The following is an 18,940-nucleotide window of genomic DNA, read 5'->3' on the forward strand; positions in this document are numbered from 1 at the left end:
TCTAAAAATTATAAAAATTAATTGATTTTTTCGACCTTTATCCATATACTATAAAAAAGGCATTGGGGGGATTCTTTATGAAAGAGAAAAAATCGTACACTGAGCTCATGAAGTCCCGCAACACGCAAAAAACAAAAGAATTTGATGTCACAATGACGGATGTCTACATTCAAATGGTGCTCGATGAATCCTTGTATAAGCGTCGGCTGGCCATGCTGACGGACCAAATCAACAAAGCCTTGGACGAAAAAGATAAAGATGCGTTTCTTACGCTCTCTAAAGAATATGCAACGCTCAAGCAGAGCGAATAAGCCAATCCTCAAGGATTGGCTTTTTATTACCCATTCACAATTGTTCCGCCATTGACGTGAATCGTCTGTCCTGTGACATAGGTGGAATCGTCGCTGGCAAGGTATAAATAGCTTGGCGCCACTTCCACCGGCTGTCCCGGGCGTTCCATCGGCACGTCTGAACCAAACACTTCCACATCCTTTGCCGCAAAGCTGGCCGGGATAAGCGGTGTCCAAATGGGGCCCGGCGCTACTGCATTAACCCGGATGCCCTGCTGAACAAGCGACTGGGAAAGTGACCTTGTAAACGTAACGATCGCACCTTTTGTCGCTGAATAATCGATCAGCGTTTTATTGCCTTTATAGGCGGTAATTGATGCAGTATTAATGATAGAGCTTCCCTTTTTTAAATGAGGAAGCACCGCCTTTGTTAAGTAAAACATGGAGAAAATGTTCGTTTGGAAGGTTCTGACCAGCTGGTGGCTTGTGATTTTTTCAATACTGGGCTGGACATGCTGCTCAGCTGCATTGTTGACCAATATATCAATCGACGGAAACGCTTGGCTTGCCTGCATGACCACATCATTGCAAAACGCTTCATCTCCGATATCTCCTGCAATCAGCAGGCATTTTACCCCTTCCTTTTCTACATACTGCTTTGTCTCCTCGGCGTCCTGATGCTCATTCAAATACACAATGACCACATTAGCCCCTTCTTTTGCGAATAACACCGATACAGCGCGTCCGATCCCGCTGTCTCCTCCAGTAATGATAGCGGTTTTGCCCTCTAATTTTTTCGCTTTCTTCGGCTTATCAAAAACCGGACGGGGATCCATGAGATATTCAAAACCCGGCTGCTGGTTCTGGTGCTGAGGCGGCAATGTTTTCTTTTTTTGATTCGCCAATGAAATCACTCCTTTTCAACCCTATTATGTTATGAACAATCCCTGCCTCCTATGTATGAAAAGATAGAATATGGAAAAATTAAGAATAAATCTGATGGGAGGTATCATGGCTTGGCTAATCCATATTTTGCAAAGGAAGCACCTGAAACATACTGGAAAACATCAACTGACCTGCCTTCTTTTCCGGCGCTTCAAGAGGATACTGAATGTGACGTCACCATTATCGGAGGCGGGATTACGGGAATCACAACGGCGTACGAACTCACGAAGAGAGGCTTCCGTGTCGTCTTGATTGAAGCAAATCAGGTTCTCAACGGCACCACTGCCCATACAACCGCTAAAATAACCGCCCAGCATGACATGATATACGATGAATTTATCCGCAATTTCGGATTGAACCACGCGAGACTTTATTATGAAGCAAATCAAAACGCAATTGATTACATAAAAGGCATTGTGGATGAACATCAAATTGATTGCGAATGGATCGAACAAGACGCTTATCTTTACACAGCAAAAGAAAATGCTGTACAAAAAATCCGCACTGAGCATGAGGCATACACAAAGCTCGGAATTGAAAGAGACCTTATCAAGGATCTTCCGATTCCCTTAGGTTCTAAGCTGGCGCTTGTCATGAAAAATCAAGCCCAATTTCATCCGCTGCAATACTTAAAGGCGCTTCTGGATCAGATTGTTCAAAAAGGCGGACGGATTTATGAAGAGACCGTTGCGCTTGATATCAAAAAAGGAGAAAGGCCAGAAGTGGTAACAAAAAGCCGGCACGCCATTAAGAGCCGCTTTATCATATGCTGTTCCCACTTCCCTTTTTACGACGGAGGCGGATTATATGCTACGAGAATGTACTCTGACAGATCTTATGTCCTCGCCATCAAGCCGAAGATCGAATATCCCGAGGGCATGTATTTAAGTATCGATCAGCCGTCAGTGGCGCTCCGCTATACGGTTGTAAACGGTGAAAAGCTGATTCTCTTCAGCGGGGTAAGCCATAAAACAGGTCAGGGAAAAGACATGTCTACACATTATGAAACACTGAGACAGCTGGCCGAAAGCACCATCGGCATCGAAAGCATCCCATATTACTGGTCCACTCAGGATCTCGTGACAATTGACAAAATCCCATTTATCGGGCCTATGTCGGAAAATGAGGACAATATTCTAGTAGCGACCGGGTTCAAAAAATGGGGCATGACGTCATCAGGGGTTGCGGCCACTCTATTGTCAGACCTTGTAGAGAGAAAAGATAATCCATACGAAAGCATATTTACGCCGTCCCGTTTCCATCTGAATCCCGGACTGCAGAAAGTGATCTCATACAATGCCGATGTCGCCAAACATTTTATTAAAGGAAAGCTTGAAAAGCCCGACGTCCAATTTGAAGAGATTGCGCCGGGTGAAGGAAAAGCCGTCACCATTAACGGCAGACGTGCGGGAGCATTCAGAGATGAAACAGGCTGCCTCCATCTCGTCGATACGACGTGCACCCATTTGGGCTGTGAGGTCGAGTGGAACGACGGCGAGCATACGTGGGATTGTCCGTGCCACGGATCACGCTTTAAGCCAACCGGTGAAGTTGTGGAGGGACCGGCCATCAAACCATTAAAACAAATAGATCTCGATTAAACCGTTCATTTTAATGAACGGTTTTTTAAATATTTTTCATCTGCATCTTCATTCATGTTTCTCTTGGCCGATAAAAAAGAAAAAGGCTTAAAAAGCCAAAAAGTGAAAATTATATTTTTCCCAAGGGGGATCATGGTATTGTTATTTAAAAAAGATAGAAAACAAGAAACAGCTTATTTTTCTGAGTCAATCGGACAACAAAAAAACCGCATTCAGCTCACAAACAAACATGCAGATGTCAAAAAACAGCTCAAAATGGTCAGACTAGGAGATGCCGAGCTTTACGTTTTAGAGCAGCTTCAACCGTTAATTCAAGAAAACATCGTATATATCGTCGATGCGTTTTATAAAAACCTTGACCACGAAAGTTCATTGATGGATATCATTAATGATCACAGCTCAGTTGATCGCTTAAAACAAACGTTAAAACGGCATATTCAGGAAATGTTTGCAGGCGTTATCGATGACGAATTCATTGAAAAGCGAAACAGAATTGCCTCCATTCATTTAAGAATCGGCCTCCTGCCAAAATGGTACATGGGCGCGTTTCAAGAACTACTTTTGTCAATGATCAACATTTACGAAACATCCATTACAAATCACCAAGAACTGCTGAAAGCCATCAAAGCGACAACTAAAATTTTGAACTTAGAACAGCAGCTTGTCCTTGAAGCGTTTCAAAGCGAGTACAACCAAACCCGCGATGAACAAGAGGAAAAGAAAAACCTTCTTCATCAGAAAATTCAAGAAACCTCTGGGTCGATTGCAAATCTGTTTTCAGAAACGAGCAGATCTGTTCAAGAGCTTGTGGACAAATCTGAAGGCATTTCCGAAGCATCCAAAGCCGGCACAGTGACATCCAGCACTGTTGAAGAAAAATCGATCGGCGGGAAAAAAGAGCTTGAAATCCAGCAAAAACAGATGAATAAAATTGACACAAGCCTTGTCCAAATCGAAAAAGAAATGGTCAAGCTGGATGAAATCGCACAGCAAATTGAAAAAATCTTCGGCATCGTCACAGGCATTGCTGAACAAACAAACCTTCTCTCGCTCAATGCTTCGATTGAATCAGCCCGCGCCGGCGAACACGGCAAAGGCTTCGCCGTAGTGGCAAACGAAGTACGGAAGCTTTCTGAGGATACGAAAAAAACCGTCTCTACCGTGTCTGAGCTTGTGAACAATACGAATACACAAATCAACATCGTATCAAAGCATATCAAAGACGTGAATGGGCTAGTCAGCGAGAGCAAAGAAAAAATGACGCAAATTAACCGCTTATTCGATGAAATTGTCCACAGCATGAAAGTCAGCAAAGAGCAATCAGGCAAAATCGACGTCGATTTGCAGGCCTTTCTTGGAGGGCTTCAGGAAGTCAGCCGCGCTGTTTCTCATGTGGCCGCATCTGTTGATTCGCTTGTCATCCTGACAGAAGAATAAAAATCGAAAACCGGTCTGCCAAGCAGCCGGTTTTTTCACGTCTATTATGTTAACTAAAATAAAAAACAAGTTGACATAATAATGGTCTGCATTTATTGTATAACCATATTTTATTACTGTTTGGAGGATTTCACATGCTGAGATTAATAGACATGATGCATATTGCCATTTTCACTGCGTTGATGGCCGTGTTGGGTTTTATGCCCCCTCTCTTCTTATCCTTTACACCCGTTCCGATTACATTACAAACGCTTGGTGTCATGCTGGCAGGCAGCATCCTCAGGCCTAAGTCTGCTTTCTTAAGCCAGCTTGTTTTTTTGCTGCTCGTTGCCTTCGGAGCGCCGCTTTTGCCCGGCGGACGAGGCGGGTTTGGCGTTTTTTTCGGGCCGAGCGCGGGCTTTTTGATCGCTTATCCCTTCGCCTCATGGCTGATCAGTTTAGCTATTTCCAGACTGCGAAAGGTGACTGTATTGCGTCTCTTTTTCACTCATATTGTATTCGGCATCATCTTTATTTATCTGCTCGGTATACCAGTACAAGCTTTTATCATGCATATTGATTTGTCACAGGCCGCCTTCATGAGCCTTGCATATGTGCCTGGTGATTTGATAAAAGCAGCTGTATCTGCGTTTCTGGCCATTAAAATCACCCAAGCCTTGTCTCTTTCTGATACGATATTTACGAAAGGAGGCTGATTTTATGACAATTACTCATACCTATTCATCTATTGCCGAAAAATCGCCCGGGCGTGTGGCGATCCATACTGAATCGGAGCAAATCACGTACCAGGATTGGGCTCTTCTTGTCTCTCAAACCGCAAATTGGCTGCGGTCGCTGCCGAGCATGCCGAAGCGTGTGGCGATCCTGCTCCCGAACAGCCTGGCGTTTTTACAGCTGTTTGCCGGAGCTGCAGCGGCGGGATGCACGGCTGTTCCCATCGACACACGCTGGAGCGCGGCTGAATGCAAGGAGCGGCTGTCCATAAGCAATGCGGATCTTGTGGTTACTACAGCCTTTTTCAAACACAAACTAATAGATAGCGAGACACCAGTTGTGTTGCTGGATCACTGTATGACAGATATTTCTGAAGCATCCGCCGCTCCCTTGCCTACCATTAATCCCGAGCACCCTTTTTATATGGGATTTACGTCAGGCTCGACAGGAAAACCGAAGGCCTTCACGCGTTCTCACCGCTCTTGGATGGAGAGCTTTACCTGTACGGAAACAGATTTTTCGATTTCATCAGATGATAAGGTTCTGATTCCCGGAACGTTAATGTCCTCTCACTTCCTATATGGGGCTGTCAGCACCTTGTTTCTGGGAGGAACCGTTTGTTTGTTGAAAAAGTTTTCGCCTGTCCAAACGAAGGAATGGCTGAGCCGTGAATCCATCAGCGTTCTCTATACCGTACCGACAATGACAGACGCCCTCACCCGTGTTAAGGCCTTTCCCAACAGTTCCATCAAAATCATTTCATCGGGTGCAGACTGGCCGGAAGAATCTAAGAAGAAGCTCGCCGCTGCATGGCCTCATCTCAAGCTATACGATTTTTACGGCACATCAGAGCTTAGCTTTGTGACATATTCCACTCCGGAAGATAGCAAACGGAAGCCGCATTCAGCCGGCCGCCCGTTTCACAACGTCCAGATTGAAATCCGCAATGCTGCCGGGGAACGCTGTCAGCCGGGGGAAATCGGAAAAATATTTGTCAAAAGCCCAATGAGGTTTTCGGGCTATGTCAACGGCAGCGCACCACATGAATCCGGGTGGATGACAGTAGATGATATGGGCTGTGTCGATGAGGATGGCTTTCTATACATATCAGGAAGAGAAAACGGGATGATCGTATACGGAGGATTAAATATTTTCCCAGAAGAGGTTGAACGTGTGCTTCTCTCCTGTGCAGAGGTTGAAAACGCAGCTGTCGTTGGAATCCCGGACGAGTATTGGGGAGAAATCGCTGTAGCTGTCGTTCACGGAAACACTGATGCCAGAAAGCTGAAAGCCTGGTGCAAACAGAAACTGGCAGCCTACAAAATCCCGAAAAAATGGGTATTTACTGACTCCTTGCCAGAAACGAGCAGCGGAAAAATTGCCCGTTCCAGCGTGAGGAAATGGCTAGAAGAAGGTGCAGTGTAACTTGAATGCGGTTATTGTTGATGCAAAACGAACGATCTTTGGAAAACAAAATGGGCTGCTAAAGCCCTTTCTACCGGAGGATTTGGCGGCTCCCATCATAAGCTGTCTCAGCCGAAAGCTAGGGGATCAAATTGATGAAGTGATTCTCGGAAACGCGACCGGCAGAGGCGGCAACCTCGCTAGGCTGTCAGCTCTGCAAGCCGTACTGCCTTTATCGGTTCCCGGAATGACGATTGACAGACAGTGCGGCTCCGGTCTTGAAGCTGTGCGCTATGCCTGCAGTCTCATTCAAGCCGGAGTCGGCACGATGTATATCGCGGGCGGCTCAGAAAGCAGCAGCCAATCACCTTTTTCAGAACGGGCCCGCTTTTCTCCAAATGCGATCGGTGATCCCGACATGGGCATCGCAGCCGAATATACGGCAGCACGCTATTCCATCAGCAGAAGCATGCAGGATGAATACGCGCTTCTCAGCCATCAACGCAGCAGAAACGCGCATGATGGAGGATTTTACCGTGAAGAAATTGTTCCTCTCGGAGAATTGGAGGTGGATGAAGCATTTCTGAAAAAGCGGCCGATAGAAGCGATTATTTCCCGTGCAAAACCGGTTTTCGACACCAGCTCCGGAACGGTTACAGCAGCCAACAGCAGCGGCATATCAGACGGAGCGGCCGCTCTCCTTGTAATAGAGGAAAAAAAAGCGGCAGCCCTAGGGCTTAAGCCAGTGCTCCGGTTTATCGGCAGTGCTGTCAGCGGGATTCACCCGAACTATCCGCCCGCGGCGCCGGTTGATGCGATCCGGAAGCTTTTAACTGCACACGATGTAACACCTGATGATATCGATTTATATGAGATCAATGAAGCCTTTGCCGTCAAAATTTGTGTCTGCTCGCAAGAACTCGGCATTCCCTTTTCAAAAATCAATGTGCGCGGCGGCGCATTAGCTCTCGGCCATCCGTACGGCGCATCGGGTGCAGCTCTGGTAACCAGATTGTTTTATGAAACGCAAAGACGGACAGACTGTCAATATGCCGTTGCGGCCATCGGAAGCGGCGGCGGAAGCGGACTGGCTTTATTATTTGAAGTTCTTGCATAGGCTTTTTCATAGGATGCGTGCTTTTGATTTAGTATAATAGCGATATGACCAAAGTCAGGAAGGGGATTTTATGACAGCCGTTTGCTTAGTAAGACATGGAGAAACCGATTGGAACCTGCAGCAAAAATGCCAAGGCAAAACCGATATCCCGCTGAACGCGACAGGTGAACGCCAAGCAAGAGAAACCGGAGAATATGTAAAGGATTTCTCTTGGGATATTATTGTGACGAGCCCGCTGAAAAGAGCGAAAAGAACCGCGGAAATCATTAATGAATATCTGCATCTTCCGATTGTCGAGATGGATGATTTTAAGGAACGCGATTACGGAGATGCGGAGGGCATGCTGTTGGAAGAACGGACAAAGCGCTATCCGGATAAAAACTATCCGAATATGGAAACGCTGGAAGAACTCACTGACAGGCTGATGGGCGGTTTGGTAAAAGTGAATCAGGCGTATCCAAACAAAAAGGTGCTGATCGTCGCGCACGGCGCAGCGATTCACGCACTGCTGACGGAAATTTCCGGGGGTGACCCAGAGCTACAAAGCACGCGCCTCGTCAATGCCTGCCTCAGCAACATTAAATTCGCAGAAGAGAAATGGCGGATTAAAGACTATAATATTAACAGCCACTTATCCGGCTTTATCAAATAAGAAAAAGACAGGCGAACGCCTGTCTTTTCTTTTATTTCTTATCAGCCGGCATCTCTTTCTGAAGCTCATCCAAAATGGCATTCGCTCCGTCCACACTGCGGCGCAGAGACCACACCGCACGGTCCACGTGGTACACATGTCCGTTTTTCACTGCCTTCAGCTTCTTCCAAAGTACATTCTTTTCGATCGGGCGTTTGCCGTCCGCATCGATGTCATCTGTTTTTCCTGTCATCAGGATGATCACATCCGGATCTGTTTTCAGCAGCTGCTCAAGTGTCATTTTCATGTTCACTGAGTCGCCGCCATTGCTTGATTCGCTGTTTTCTGACGTGCTGATCGCATATCGATAACCGACCTGTGTTAAAAGTCTTGATGTAAAGAAATTTTCATCTCTTGCCATAATCGTATCATTTGTATTTCCGATCAAAAGGACGGACTGGCTGTTAGCGCTGATTTTCTGCTTTGTCTCGCTAAGCTTTTCTTCATGCGCTGTCAGTTTTTTCTCCATTTCCTTCTCCTTGCCGACTGCTTTTGCGATCGTAAGTGAAGCGTCAATTGTATCCTGATAATCAGCATTTAAATTATCAAGCGCAATGGTCGGCGCGATTTTTTTCAGCTGATCGTATACTTTCTTATGCCGGGTCGTGTCAGCAATAATTAAATCGGGTTTTAATGAAGCGATTTTTTCCATGCTTGGCTGTGAGCGAGTGCCGACAGATGTGTAGCCGTCAATTTTCTTCAGCACATCCTTGTTGATCAGCTGCTTCGCTTTATTGTCATCGGCAACCCCGACAGGCGTAATGCCGAGATCGAGCAGTGTGTCGATAAAACCAAGCTCAAGAACAACAACCCGCTTCGGATGCTTAGGCACATTTGTCTTCCCTAAATCATGTGTTACCGCCACTTTATGTTCTTTGCTGTTTTGATTGCCGCTTGAAGACGAGCAGGCAGCCGTTAGAACAGAAAGAAGTAAAACTGTAAGAATAATCAGTATTTTTTTCATACGTTCCAGTCTCTCCTGTATGTAGTTTCTAAGATTAAGATGTCCAAAAGATAGTATAACACGGAATGAGAATCATTATCACTAATTATTTTTAAAATAAGAAGAGAAAGTTCAGCTTACAGGTACATCTTGTTTCTCTCTGTAACGAAGTAGGACTATAAAGGGAAGAAAGGGTATGGATCAAAATCAAATTAGGTTTCTGGAGGAACGGTTAAAAACGGACATCCTTTCAAGTGACAGGACACAGCGGTACAGCAGCTTAACATTATGTACACAAAAAAGCTTGCAGAAAAACATAGCTTTCTCTGCAAGCTGATCCTGTTAAAGCTTCACAATGACCCTACCTTGAATGCGATTTTGCAAAATATCTTTTAACGCAGCCGTTGCTTCTGCCAATGGCACTTCCCTGTCCACGATGGTCAGCAGCTGATCAGGCTTGAGATCAGAAGACATGCGCTCCCAAACAGCGGCTCTGACATCCATCGGACAGTACACTGAATCGATTCCGAGCAGGCTGACCCCGCGAAGAATAAATGGATAAACCGTTGCAGGAACTTCTCCCCCGCCCGTTAAGCCGCTCACCGCGACAGCTCCGCCATATTGGATTTTGCTTAAAAGCGAGGCAAGCTGTTTTCCGCCGACAGGATCAACCGCTCCCTGCCATTGCTGCTTGGACAGCGCCTTAAGCGATCCGTCATAGACATCTTCCCTGCTGATCACTTCGCTTGCACCGAGCTGCTTCAAATAATCGGCCGCATCCCGGTTTCCTGTGCTTGCCACCACATCATAGCCCCGCTTGTTCAACATCGATACCGCGATTCCGCCGACACCGCCGGTTGCTCCTGTGACTAGCACGCTCCCTTTTTCCGGAGACAGACCGTTCTGTTCAAGCCGATGCACCGATAACGCCGCAGTAAATCCTGCTGTTCCGTACACCATCGCTTCTTTTAGTGTAAGATTCGATGGCAGAGGCACCAGCCAGTCACCAGGCACTGAAGCATATTCACTTAATCCGCCATCGCGGGAGACACCGAGCTCATAGCTTGTCGCAATCACCTCATCCCCCTCGGCAAAGCGCGGATCATTGGAAGAGACAACCGTACCCGCAGCGTCAATGCCCAAAATAAGCGGATACTCTCTGACGATATTGCCGCCTGCTTTTCCGGCCAGGCCATCTTTATAATTGATGCCGGAATAAGCAATTTTAATCAGAACACCGTCTTTCGGCAAATCCTCTGTTGACATGGTTTTCACATGAACTGAAACATCATCGGCATGTTTTTCTGCCAGCAATGCTTGAAATAACGTTGACATTCGGCACACTCCTTTTCGTTTATATCGTAACCGAAGAACGTTCAAAAAACCAAATCATCAAGCTTCAATTTTACTTCGCTGGCACATTGAGACGATAATGGACAAATGCAGTTTCTTCTTCATAGCCGTTTTGCTCATATAAGCTTCTTGCCGTCCGGTTGTGGTGTTCCGTCTGGAGCAATAAAGATTTTGCCCCGTTTTCCGCAGCAAAATCTTTTGCGGCAGATAGCAATTGCCCGCCGGCTCCCTTTGTCCGCGCATGAGGAGCGACGAATAAGTCATTTAATATGTAAATTCTTTTCATAGCCACAGAAGAAAACGTTGGATAGAGCTGGGTAAAACCTATGAATTCTCCATTTTCTTCTGCTGTCAAAATAATGGACTCGTCATTTTCCAGACGCGCTCTCAAAAAAGCCTCTGCCCCTTTCAGATCGGACGCCTGCTTATAAAATTCCCGATACTGGTTAAACAGCGACGCGATGGCTGCGGCATCTGATGTCTTTGCTTGGCGAATGTTCATCTCATTTCTTCCTCCCTCTTTAGAATCGTTCTATTTTAACTTTAATAGAATTTTCTGTAAAGTTTATTTTTTAGAATACTTTTATCAGCATGCATAGAAAAAATATCACGATAATATCCATTGATCTCACGGAAACACATGCAGGTCATTTGAAGGATTTTTTTCGACAGGAATTTGCCGGGACTCAGGAGCATTTAACCTGAAAAAGAATGACATTTCAGCATAATGAACATTTACTCATGTCTATTTTCGTTCTTTTCTGTATAAAATTAGTTATTTCGAGTCTCTACAGAAATAGCGAGAGATGATATACCTAAATAGAGATAAAATCATCGCGAAAAAATGGGTCTACTAAAATATTATTCCATCTATTACAATAAATTTACAGAATAGTCTTTTAAGTAAGTCTACTCTGAATTCTTTTAAAGGAGAGGGTAAAGAGTGAGAAACAAAAAATTGTGGATCAGCTTGTTGTTTGCGTTAACGTTAATCTTTACGATGGCGTTCAGCAACATGTCTGCGCAGGCTGCCGGAAAAAGCAGTACAGAAAAGAAGTACATTGTCGGATTTAAACAGACAATGAGTGCAATGAGTTCCGCTAAGAAAAAAGATGTTATTTCTGAGAAAGGCGGAAAAATTCAAAAGCAGTTTAAGTATGTTAACGCAGCCACAGCAACATTGAATGAAAAAGCTGTAAAAGAATTAAAACAAGATCCGAGCGTTGCATATGTGGAAGAAGATCATATTGCACATGAATATGCGCAATCTGTTCCTTACGGCATTTCTCAAATTAAAGCGCCGGCTCTTCACTCTCAAGGCTACACAGGCTCTAACGTAAAAGTAGCTGTTATCGACAGCGGAATTGACTCTTCTCATCCTGACTTAAATGTCAGAGGCGGAGCAAGCTTCGTACCTTCTGAAACAAACCCATACCAGGACGGCAGTTCTCACGGCACGCATGTAGCCGGTACGATTGCCGCTCTTAATAACTCAATCGGTGTTCTGGGCGTAGCACCAAACGCATCGTTATATGCAGTAAAAGTTCTTGATTCAACAGGAAGCGGCCAATACAGCTGGATTATTAACGGCATTGAGTGGGCCATTTCCAACAATATGGACGTTATCAACATGAGCCTTGGCGGACCTTCTGGTTCTACAGCGCTGAAAACAGTAGTTGATAAAGCCGTTTCCAACGGTATCGTCGTTGCTGCTGCGGCAGGAAACGAAGGTTCGTCCGGAAGCACAAGCACAGTCGGCTACCCTGCAAAATATCCTTCTACCATTGCGGTAGGTGCGGTAAACAGCAGCAACCAAAGGGCTTCATTCTCAAGCGCAGGTCCCGAGCTTGATGTGATGGCTCCTGGCGTATCCATTCAAAGCACACTTCCTGGAGGCACATACGGCGCTTACAACGGAACGTCTATGGCGACTCCGCACGTTGCTGGAGCAGCAGCGTTAATTCTTTCTAAGCACCCGACTTGGACAAACGCGCAAGTCCGTGATCGTTTAGAAAGCACTGCAACATACCTTGGTAGCTCTTTCTACTATGGAAAAGGGTTAATCAACGTACAAGCAGCTGCACAATAATAAAAAAAGAAGCAGGTTCTCCATACCTGCTTCTTTTTATTTGTCAGCATCCTGATGTTCCGATGCATTCTCTTCTTTTTCCGCGTGTTGAATCCGCTCCATGATCGAAGGGTGGCTGCCTCTGAAAATCTTTACAAGCACGGGAGGATCAACCTGGCTCAGTCCCGTCACAGCCAAATCCTGAAACGTCTTGACAGCAGCTTCTCTATTCTCCGTCAGCTCGATCCCATACTGGTCAGCCTGATTCTCCTGATAACGCGAAACCGCATTAGAAAAAGGCGTGACCGCAAAGCTCAAAACGGACACCAAAAGCAACAACAGCGGCAGTGCTGCAAGGTCATGCCGTCCCTCCAAATGAAACATGCTGCGGGTAAAGCGGACCGTCCGCTTGTAAAGCTTACCAATGACATAAAATCCGGCGAGCGACACGAGCAAATAGCCGGCCAGTCCGATATAGACGTGCTTCATGACATAATGGCCCATTTCGTGGCCCATAATAAAGAGAATTTCAGAATCGTCAAGCTTGTTCAGCGTCGTATCCCACAATACAATCCGTTTGTTCGCCCCGATTCCTGTGACATAGGCATTAAGCGCATTTGTTTTTTCAGACATGTTTACTTCATATACATGATCAGCCGGAATATCGGCTTCTTCTGCCAGCTCTAAAATTTTGCTTTCAAGCTCTTTGTTTTTCAGCGGATAAAAATCATTGTATAAAGGATCGATAATGACCGGCTGAATAAAAAACAGAAACAGCGAAAACGGCACAGTTAATAGCCAAGCGTATAACCACCATTTTTTTTCATGCCTTTTGATCAGCCAATAAAACACGAGAACGCAAAGCGTAAAGATCGGAAAGCTGATCCAAAAGTCTATGACCTGATCCTTAGCCCAGCTGGCCGCTGTCTGTGTGGAAATGTTGTATTCAAGCGATACTTGATAGCCTATCCAACCTAAAGGCAGCGTCACTAACGTTGTGATCAGCGAAAGCACAAACACAAAACCAATAATCTGCAAAAACCGAAAGGGCACGGCTGCTTCCATCCATTTCTTGATCTTCTTTGAAACGCCGCTGACCAGCAATACAAAGAACAAAAACCAATCAAGAGGAAGCCCGATAAAAAATAAAAAATTCTTTACATTCGAATACTGCTCAGCCACTGCCAATTCAGACGGCTTCATGAAAGAAGCCGGGTCAGCCTGCGTCCCTTTCACAGCCTCCGGTACTGCGGAATCACCGGACAGGAAAAAATACCAATAAAAAAACAGCACATACAGCACGTAAGCAAGCCCTGCTGCCGCAATCCACTTGCGCATAACGCCTCACTCCTCACATCAACCCGTTACTTCTATTGTAATCATAAATTCAAATTCTTAGAACCAAGCTGTGTATCCGTACTTTTCCGTCCTTTTAGGCATGGAAAGCCCGATCGCTGGGAAAACTAACAATGTTTGGAGTGATGCAAATGAAAAAAATAGTGGCAGCCATCGTGGTTATCGGTCTTGTGTTTCTAGCATTTTTCTATCTTTACAGCCGGTCAGGCGATGTGTATCAATCGGTAGACGCGGATTTGATCACGCTGTCTTCAAGCGGCCAGGAAGAAATCGAGATTGAAAAAAGGCAGCACGTCAAAGATATGCTGGACATCATGAATCAGGGAAAACAGCTGAAGACAGAAAAAACATCAGCCCCTGATTACGAAGGGACAATCAAGTTTCATAAAGACCGGTACGACTCATTCAGACTATGGATTGACGGCAGCCAGCAAGCCGTTTATTTGAAGGACGGGACATACTACAAATTAAGTAAAAGCGATACAAAGGCGCTGCTAAACATTATTAAAAAAGAAGCAAAGGATTGAAAATGAAAAAGCGAAGCTTACCGCTTCGCTTTTTTCGTATTATTGAGGCAAAATATCTCTCAGCGCCCGTCTGAGCATTTTCCCCGTCGCATTTTTCGGAATGTCGTCCAGAAACGTAATAGCGGCAGGCCGTTTGTATTTGGCGAGATGTTTTTCACAGTGCTGCATGATGTCCGCTTCTGTTACGCCAGATCGTTTCGGTACAATATATCCCTTTACCGCTTCACCGCTTTGGGCGTCCGGCACACCGATGACAACCGCCTCCTTGACATCCGGGTGGCTGTACAGCACTTCCTCCACCTCGCGCGGATACACGTTGTATCCTCCAACAATGATCATGTCTTTTTTCCGGTCAACAATGTAAAAATAGCCGTCCTCATCTCTTCTTGCCAAATCGCCCGTATAAAGCCACCCGTCTTTTAACGCATGTTTTGTTTCCATTGGCATTTTATAATAGCCCTTCATTACATTGGGGCCTTTCACGATCAATTCGCCGACCTGGTGATCGGGCAACTCGCGTCCGAGCGGATCTACGACCTTGTTCTCGACATGCAATATACTTGTCCCGATAGAGCCCGGCTTTCTGCCCCTGTCAAACGGGTTAAAACACGTCACGGGTGATGCTTCCGAAAGCCCGTAGCCTTCCAAAATGGTCACGCCGAATTTTTCTTCAAACGCGGTCAGCAGCGCGACTGGCATCGCCGCACCTCCTGAAATGCACAGCCGAATGGAAGAAAAGTCATCTTTCTTTCCGTTTTCATGCTGAAACAAGTAATTATACATCGTAGGCACACCGGCAAAAATAGTCGCTTGCCGCTGCTTAACAAGCTGAAAAACAGATGCCGGACTGAATTGAGGCTCAATTAAGACAGTTGCGCCGCTCATCAGCGGGGCATTCATACAGACGGTTAAACAAAACACGTGGAACATAGGAAGAGCGCAGACCACATTGTCCTTCTCATCCATTCCCAAATAGCCGGCGACATCGTTGGCATTGCTGTACAAATTTTGATGGGTCAACATTGCGCCTTTTGGTTTTCCGGTCGTTCCTGACGTATACAAAATGACCGCGGTATCATCAGGGGCAATCTCCGGGCTTTGTGTAGCGGCGGATGTTGGACGCAATATTTTTGCAAACGTTGTCATTTTCATCCTGACCTCTGGGTCTGAAGCTTCTGGCTCGGCATCTCCCGTCTGGCATAAAATGACGAGCTCAACCTTTGGCAGCGATTCATGCATGCTCTCATAAAGCGGCAAAAGCTGATCAACGCCCACGATCGCCTTTACATCGCCATTTGTCAGCATATAACCGATTTCTGTGGGCGTGTACAACGGGTTGATGGGCACCACCACAATCCCAGCCTTTAACGCACCAAAAAACGCGATGATAAAATCAGGCGAATTGCCAAGCAGCAAAGCTAGATGGTCCCCTTTCTCCATACCGGCTTCCTGAAGGCCGTCCGCAAATCGCTGAATGTGTTCATTCAACTCCTGATACGTCATCATGTGATCCTTAAACCTGCATGCGATGCTGTCGGGCTTCTCAGATGCTGTTTCTTCCAATTTGGAAACAAGATTCATTCTCCCACCCCTTAAAGTGAATGAATAGTCATTCATTATTGAAGCCAAGCTTTCTCCTCCATTATAGAGAAACAGAAAAAAACACTCAAGAGCAAAAAGCCCTGAGTGTCAGTACTGTTATAGTTTCTTTAATGCTTCAGCAATCGGTGTATCTCCTTCTGTCAGATCAAAGGCCTGATTTTCCGTATTGGTTTCATCTAAAGAAGCAATGACCGTTTTCGCCACGTCATCACGGGAAATGAATCCCCGTTCCAGATCGGCGGCGACTGAAACAGTTCCCGTTCCAGACTCATTGCGAAGGCCTCCCGGACGGATAATCGTATAAGTTAAACCGCTTGCTTCCAGAATTTTATCAGCATAATGCTTGGCCACATAATAAGGTTTAAGTGATTCATTCCAATTTTCACGGTTGTGGGCTTGCAGGGCGCTAACCATGACAAACCGCTTGATGCCCGCGATATCCGCAGCTTCCATCGCTTTTGCCGCTCCGTCTAGATCCACCAGCAGCGTTTTATCATAGCCTGTGCTGCCGCCTGAACCCGCTGTGAAAATGATCGCGTCGCAGCCTTTCGCCGCTGCGGCGATTTCTTCCGGGCTGCCTTCCAGATTCGCAAGCACAGCTTCTGCACCGGCAGCTTCGAGAGACGCTTTCTGTTCTTCTTTTCTGACCATCGCTCTGACAGAATGATCAGGATTGTCTCGGAATAAAGAAACGAGTCTTTGTCCGATTTGTCCGTTCGCTCCGATTAAAAACACTTTCATGTGAATCCCTCCTGCCTCCATTATTTCAAAAACATAACCGCTCTTTCAAACAATGTGTTTTGCCTTAATAAATCAGATCAAGGAAATCCTCTTTCGTAATGTTCCCAAAGTAATGCTTAAGATTCACACCTTCCAGCGCATCAGCGATGACACTGCGTTCATATTGTTTTCCAACCAGCAGGTTTTCAATTTCAGATACATCACCGACACCGAAGAAATCTCCGAAGATTTTGCAGTCCTCAATTTTGCCTTTCTTGACTTCCAGACGCAAATCGATCGATCCAATCGGATAACGTTTCGAATGATTGAGGTTAAATTTCGGTGAACGGCCATAGTTCCAATCCCAATTCTGGTAGCGCTCTTTCGAAATTTGATGAATGACCTCCCAATCTTTTTCCGTCAGCTTATACTCCGGTACGGTTTGAATGTCATTTGTGTTGAAAATATGGCGAAGCAAATGGCTGCGGAATTCTTCCGTAGTCATTTTATCATCGAGAAACTCACTGATGTTTGCCACTCGGCTTCTGATCGATTTGATGCCTTTTGATTCAATTTTATCCTTTTTCACCTTTAACGCTGACACAACATGATCAATGGCTGAATCAAACATGAGAGTGCCGTGGCTGAAAATGCGTCCTTTTGTTGCAAACTGGGCGTTTCCGGATATTTTCCGGCCATCCACTACAATGTCGTTCCGGCCGCTCAATTCTGCTTCTACCCCGAGCTGGCGTAAAGCCTGGATCACCGGCTCAGTGAATTTTTTGAAGTTATGAAAGCTGTCCCCGTCATCCTTTGTAATAAAGCTGAAGTTCAAGTTCCCCAGATCATGATACACAGCTCCTCCGCCTGATAAACGTCGGACGACGATAATCCCGTTTTCTTCTACATATTTTGTATTGATTTCTTCTATTGTATTTTGGTTTTTCCCAATGATAATAGACGGCTGATTTACATAAAAGAGCAAATACGGCTGTTTAGGGTCTAAATGCTTTACACAGTACTCCTCGATAGCAAGATTGATCCGCGGATCATTGATATTTTGATTGTCGATAAATAACATGGTGCTCCTCCTTTATCCTTCCCACACAAAACCTGATTTCGCAATATTCACTTCGCCGCTAAAAACGGTTTTCGCTTCTTTGCGAAGATTGTCATGCACGCCGAAATGCGGCAAATGCGTCAGCAGCAGCTCTCCCGCTCCCGCTTCTTTTGCAATTCGCCCGGCTTCCAGGCTGTTCATATGACCTGCGCTTGTCCCGTCTTGATCGGCATAAAAATTGCATTCTGAGATCAATAAATCGGCATTTTCCGAAAATGGAATAAATGATTCCTGATAGCTGGAATCAGCAGTATATACGACAGTATGGCTGCCGTCAGTAATCCGCATGGCATAGCACGTCACCGGGTGAATCGTTTTTAAAAAGGTGATCGTAAACGGACCGGCAGTCAGCGGCTGATCCGGCTGAAAGGCAATCCCTTTCGTATGTGTTTTATATGTAAGCTTTTGAAACTGTTCTATATCAGCATCATGTCCGTAAATCGGAAGCGTATGCTCTCCTTTGCCGAGAAACGAACCGACTTGTTTAGCAAATTGCAGCGGCCCGATGTCAGCGATATGGTCATGGTGATAATGAGACAGAATCACCGCATCCAGCTTTTCCGCCGGCACATATCCGAACAGCTTAGATAATACTGCACTGCCGCAATCGACAAGCAAAGAGTAATCACCTGACTGAAATAAATAGCCCGACGTCGCTTCATTTGCGGCCGGAAAACCGCCATAGCATCCGATAACTGTAACTTTCATAATGTCCTCCTATCTTTTCAAGAAAATTGATCCTCCTTCAATATACCCATTTTTCTTAAAAAAAGCATGTTTTAAACATTGTATCAAAACAGTTATTGATTTTTATAATCTGTTATATTACAATGAAGTCACTACAAAGGGGAAAGAGGGATTGGTTATGCTGGGGAAAATCACAGATTTTTTTAGAAACCTGCCTTCGAAAAAGTGCGCGGAATGCGGAAAAAAGATTGAAGAGCAGCATGAGTGTTATGGAAATGTCTGCAATGACTGCATAAAAGTTAACGATTTGTAAAGAGCGAAAATCCCGCGCAGCACGCGCGGGATTTTCTTTATTTTTCAACACT

General features: G+C 45.5%; 19 protein-coding genes and 1 pseudogene. 11 read left to right on the forward strand and 9 right to left on the reverse strand.

What is annotated here, in order from left to right:
* Positions 1–77 precede the first annotated feature (77 nt).
* Positions 78–311, forward strand: coding sequence for an IDEAL domain-containing protein (locus tag RAC86_RS20280; protein WP_014113278.1), 234 nt, complete (start codon positions 78–80; stop codon positions 309–311).
* 26 nt (positions 312–337) lie between these two features.
* On the opposite strand, the gene RAC86_RS20285 is transcribed toward RAC86_RS20280, so the two are convergent.
* A complete protein-coding gene (locus RAC86_RS20285; protein WP_072183338.1) occupies positions 338–1,195 on the reverse strand; it encodes an SDR family oxidoreductase in 858 nt (285 codons plus the stop codon).
* Positions 1,196–1,306: 111 nt separating this feature from the next.
* On the opposite strand from RAC86_RS20285, the gene RAC86_RS20290 reads away from it, so the two are divergent.
* The 7 genes and pseudogenes from RAC86_RS20290 to phoE all read left to right on the forward strand — a co-directional run bounded on the left by RAC86_RS20290 (position 1,307) and on the right by phoE (position 8,160).
* Complete coding sequence (locus RAC86_RS20290) at positions 1,307–2,836, forward strand: FAD-dependent oxidoreductase (RefSeq protein WP_072566048.1); 1,530 nt, start codon at positions 1,307–1,309, stop codon at positions 2,834–2,836.
* 132 nt (positions 2,837–2,968) lie between these two features.
* Positions 2,969–3,517, forward strand: a pseudogene (gene hemAT, locus RAC86_RS20295) (heme-based aerotactic transducer HemAT); the annotation flags it as partial.
* Positions 3,518–3,757: 240 nt separating this feature from the next.
* Complete coding sequence (locus RAC86_RS20300) at positions 3,758–4,273, forward strand: methyl-accepting chemotaxis protein (protein ID WP_371864110.1); 516 nt, start codon at positions 3,758–3,760, stop codon at positions 4,271–4,273.
* Between the two features lie 134 nt (positions 4,274–4,407).
* Complete coding sequence (locus RAC86_RS20305) at positions 4,408–4,968, forward strand: biotin transporter BioY (RefSeq protein WP_072566047.1); 561 nt, start codon at positions 4,408–4,410, stop codon at positions 4,966–4,968.
* 4 nt (positions 4,969–4,972) lie between these two features.
* Positions 4,973–6,412, forward strand: a complete 1,440-nt coding sequence (locus RAC86_RS20310; RefSeq protein WP_072566046.1) for an acyl-CoA synthetase — start codon at positions 4,973–4,975, stop codon at positions 6,410–6,412.
* Position 6,413: 1 nt separating this feature from the next.
* Positions 6,414–7,508, forward strand: coding sequence for an acetyl-CoA C-acyltransferase (locus RAC86_RS20315; RefSeq protein ID WP_072566045.1), 1,095 nt, complete (start codon positions 6,414–6,416; stop codon positions 7,506–7,508).
* Positions 7,509–7,578: 70 nt separating this feature from the next.
* Positions 7,579–8,160: a phosphatase PhoE gene (gene phoE, locus RAC86_RS20320; RefSeq protein ID WP_072566044.1), complete on the forward strand. Its 582-nt coding sequence runs from the start codon at positions 7,579–7,581 to the stop codon at positions 8,158–8,160.
* A gap of 31 nt (positions 8,161–8,191) precedes the next feature.
* On the opposite strand, the gene RAC86_RS20325 is transcribed toward phoE, so the two are convergent.
* The 3 genes from RAC86_RS20325 to RAC86_RS20335 form a co-directional block, all read right to left on the reverse strand.
* Positions 8,192–9,163, reverse strand: a complete 972-nt coding sequence (locus RAC86_RS20325; protein ID WP_072566043.1) for an ABC transporter substrate-binding protein — start codon at positions 9,161–9,163, stop codon at positions 8,192–8,194.
* A gap of 321 nt (positions 9,164–9,484) precedes the next feature.
* Positions 9,485–10,477, reverse strand: a complete 993-nt coding sequence (locus RAC86_RS20330) for an NADPH:quinone oxidoreductase family protein (RefSeq protein ID WP_072566042.1) — start codon at positions 10,475–10,477, stop codon at positions 9,485–9,487.
* A gap of 70 nt (positions 10,478–10,547) precedes the next feature.
* Positions 10,548–10,997, reverse strand: coding sequence for a GNAT family N-acetyltransferase (locus RAC86_RS20335; protein ID WP_072566041.1), 450 nt, complete (start codon positions 10,995–10,997; stop codon positions 10,548–10,550).
* A gap of 441 nt (positions 10,998–11,438) precedes the next feature.
* On the opposite strand from RAC86_RS20335, the gene aprE reads away from it, so the two are divergent.
* Positions 11,439–12,584 carry a subtilisin AprE gene (aprE, locus tag RAC86_RS20340; protein WP_014113265.1) on the forward strand — a complete coding sequence of 382 codons (1,146 nt, stop codon included), beginning with the start codon at positions 11,439–11,441 and terminating at the stop codon, positions 12,582–12,584.
* A 36-nt stretch (positions 12,585–12,620) separates the two neighbouring features.
* Here the strand turns inward: aprE and RAC86_RS20345 are convergent, their stop codons facing one another.
* The gene (locus tag RAC86_RS20345; RefSeq protein ID WP_072566040.1) at positions 12,621–13,901 is read right to left on the reverse strand and encodes a M48 family metallopeptidase; all 1,281 of its coding nucleotides are present in this window, start codon (positions 13,899–13,901) and stop codon (positions 12,621–12,623) included.
* Between the two features lie 149 nt (positions 13,902–14,050).
* On the opposite strand from RAC86_RS20345, the gene RAC86_RS20350 reads away from it, so the two are divergent.
* Positions 14,051–14,446, forward strand: coding sequence for a YhfM domain-containing protein (locus tag RAC86_RS20350; protein WP_061188298.1), 396 nt, complete (start codon positions 14,051–14,053; stop codon positions 14,444–14,446).
* A gap of 39 nt (positions 14,447–14,485) precedes the next feature.
* On the opposite strand, the gene lcfB is transcribed toward RAC86_RS20350, so the two are convergent.
* The 4 genes from lcfB to RAC86_RS20370 form a co-directional block, all read right to left on the reverse strand.
* Positions 14,486–16,027 (reverse strand): long-chain-fatty-acid--CoA ligase LcfB, encoded by a 1,542-nt coding sequence (lcfB, locus tag RAC86_RS20355; protein WP_072566039.1) that lies wholly within the window; start codon positions 16,025–16,027, stop codon positions 14,486–14,488.
* 117 nt (positions 16,028–16,144) lie between these two features.
* Positions 16,145–16,789: an SDR family oxidoreductase gene (locus RAC86_RS20360; RefSeq protein ID WP_072566038.1), complete on the reverse strand. Its 645-nt coding sequence runs from the start codon at positions 16,787–16,789 to the stop codon at positions 16,145–16,147.
* A gap of 64 nt (positions 16,790–16,853) precedes the next feature.
* Complete coding sequence (gene lplA, locus RAC86_RS20365; protein WP_014113260.1) at positions 16,854–17,849, reverse strand: lipoate--protein ligase; 996 nt, start codon at positions 17,847–17,849, stop codon at positions 16,854–16,856.
* Positions 17,850–17,861: 12 nt separating this feature from the next.
* Positions 17,862–18,596, reverse strand: a complete 735-nt coding sequence (locus RAC86_RS20370) for an MBL fold metallo-hydrolase (RefSeq protein ID WP_072566037.1) — start codon at positions 18,594–18,596, stop codon at positions 17,862–17,864.
* 157 nt (positions 18,597–18,753) lie between these two features.
* On the opposite strand from RAC86_RS20370, the gene yhfH reads away from it, so the two are divergent.
* Complete coding sequence (yhfH, locus tag RAC86_RS20375) at positions 18,754–18,888, forward strand: protein YhfH (RefSeq protein ID WP_377885990.1); 135 nt, start codon at positions 18,754–18,756, stop codon at positions 18,886–18,888.
* Positions 18,889–18,940 lie beyond the last annotated feature (52 nt).

Source organism: Bacillus sp. LR_5, assembly GCF_042709275.1.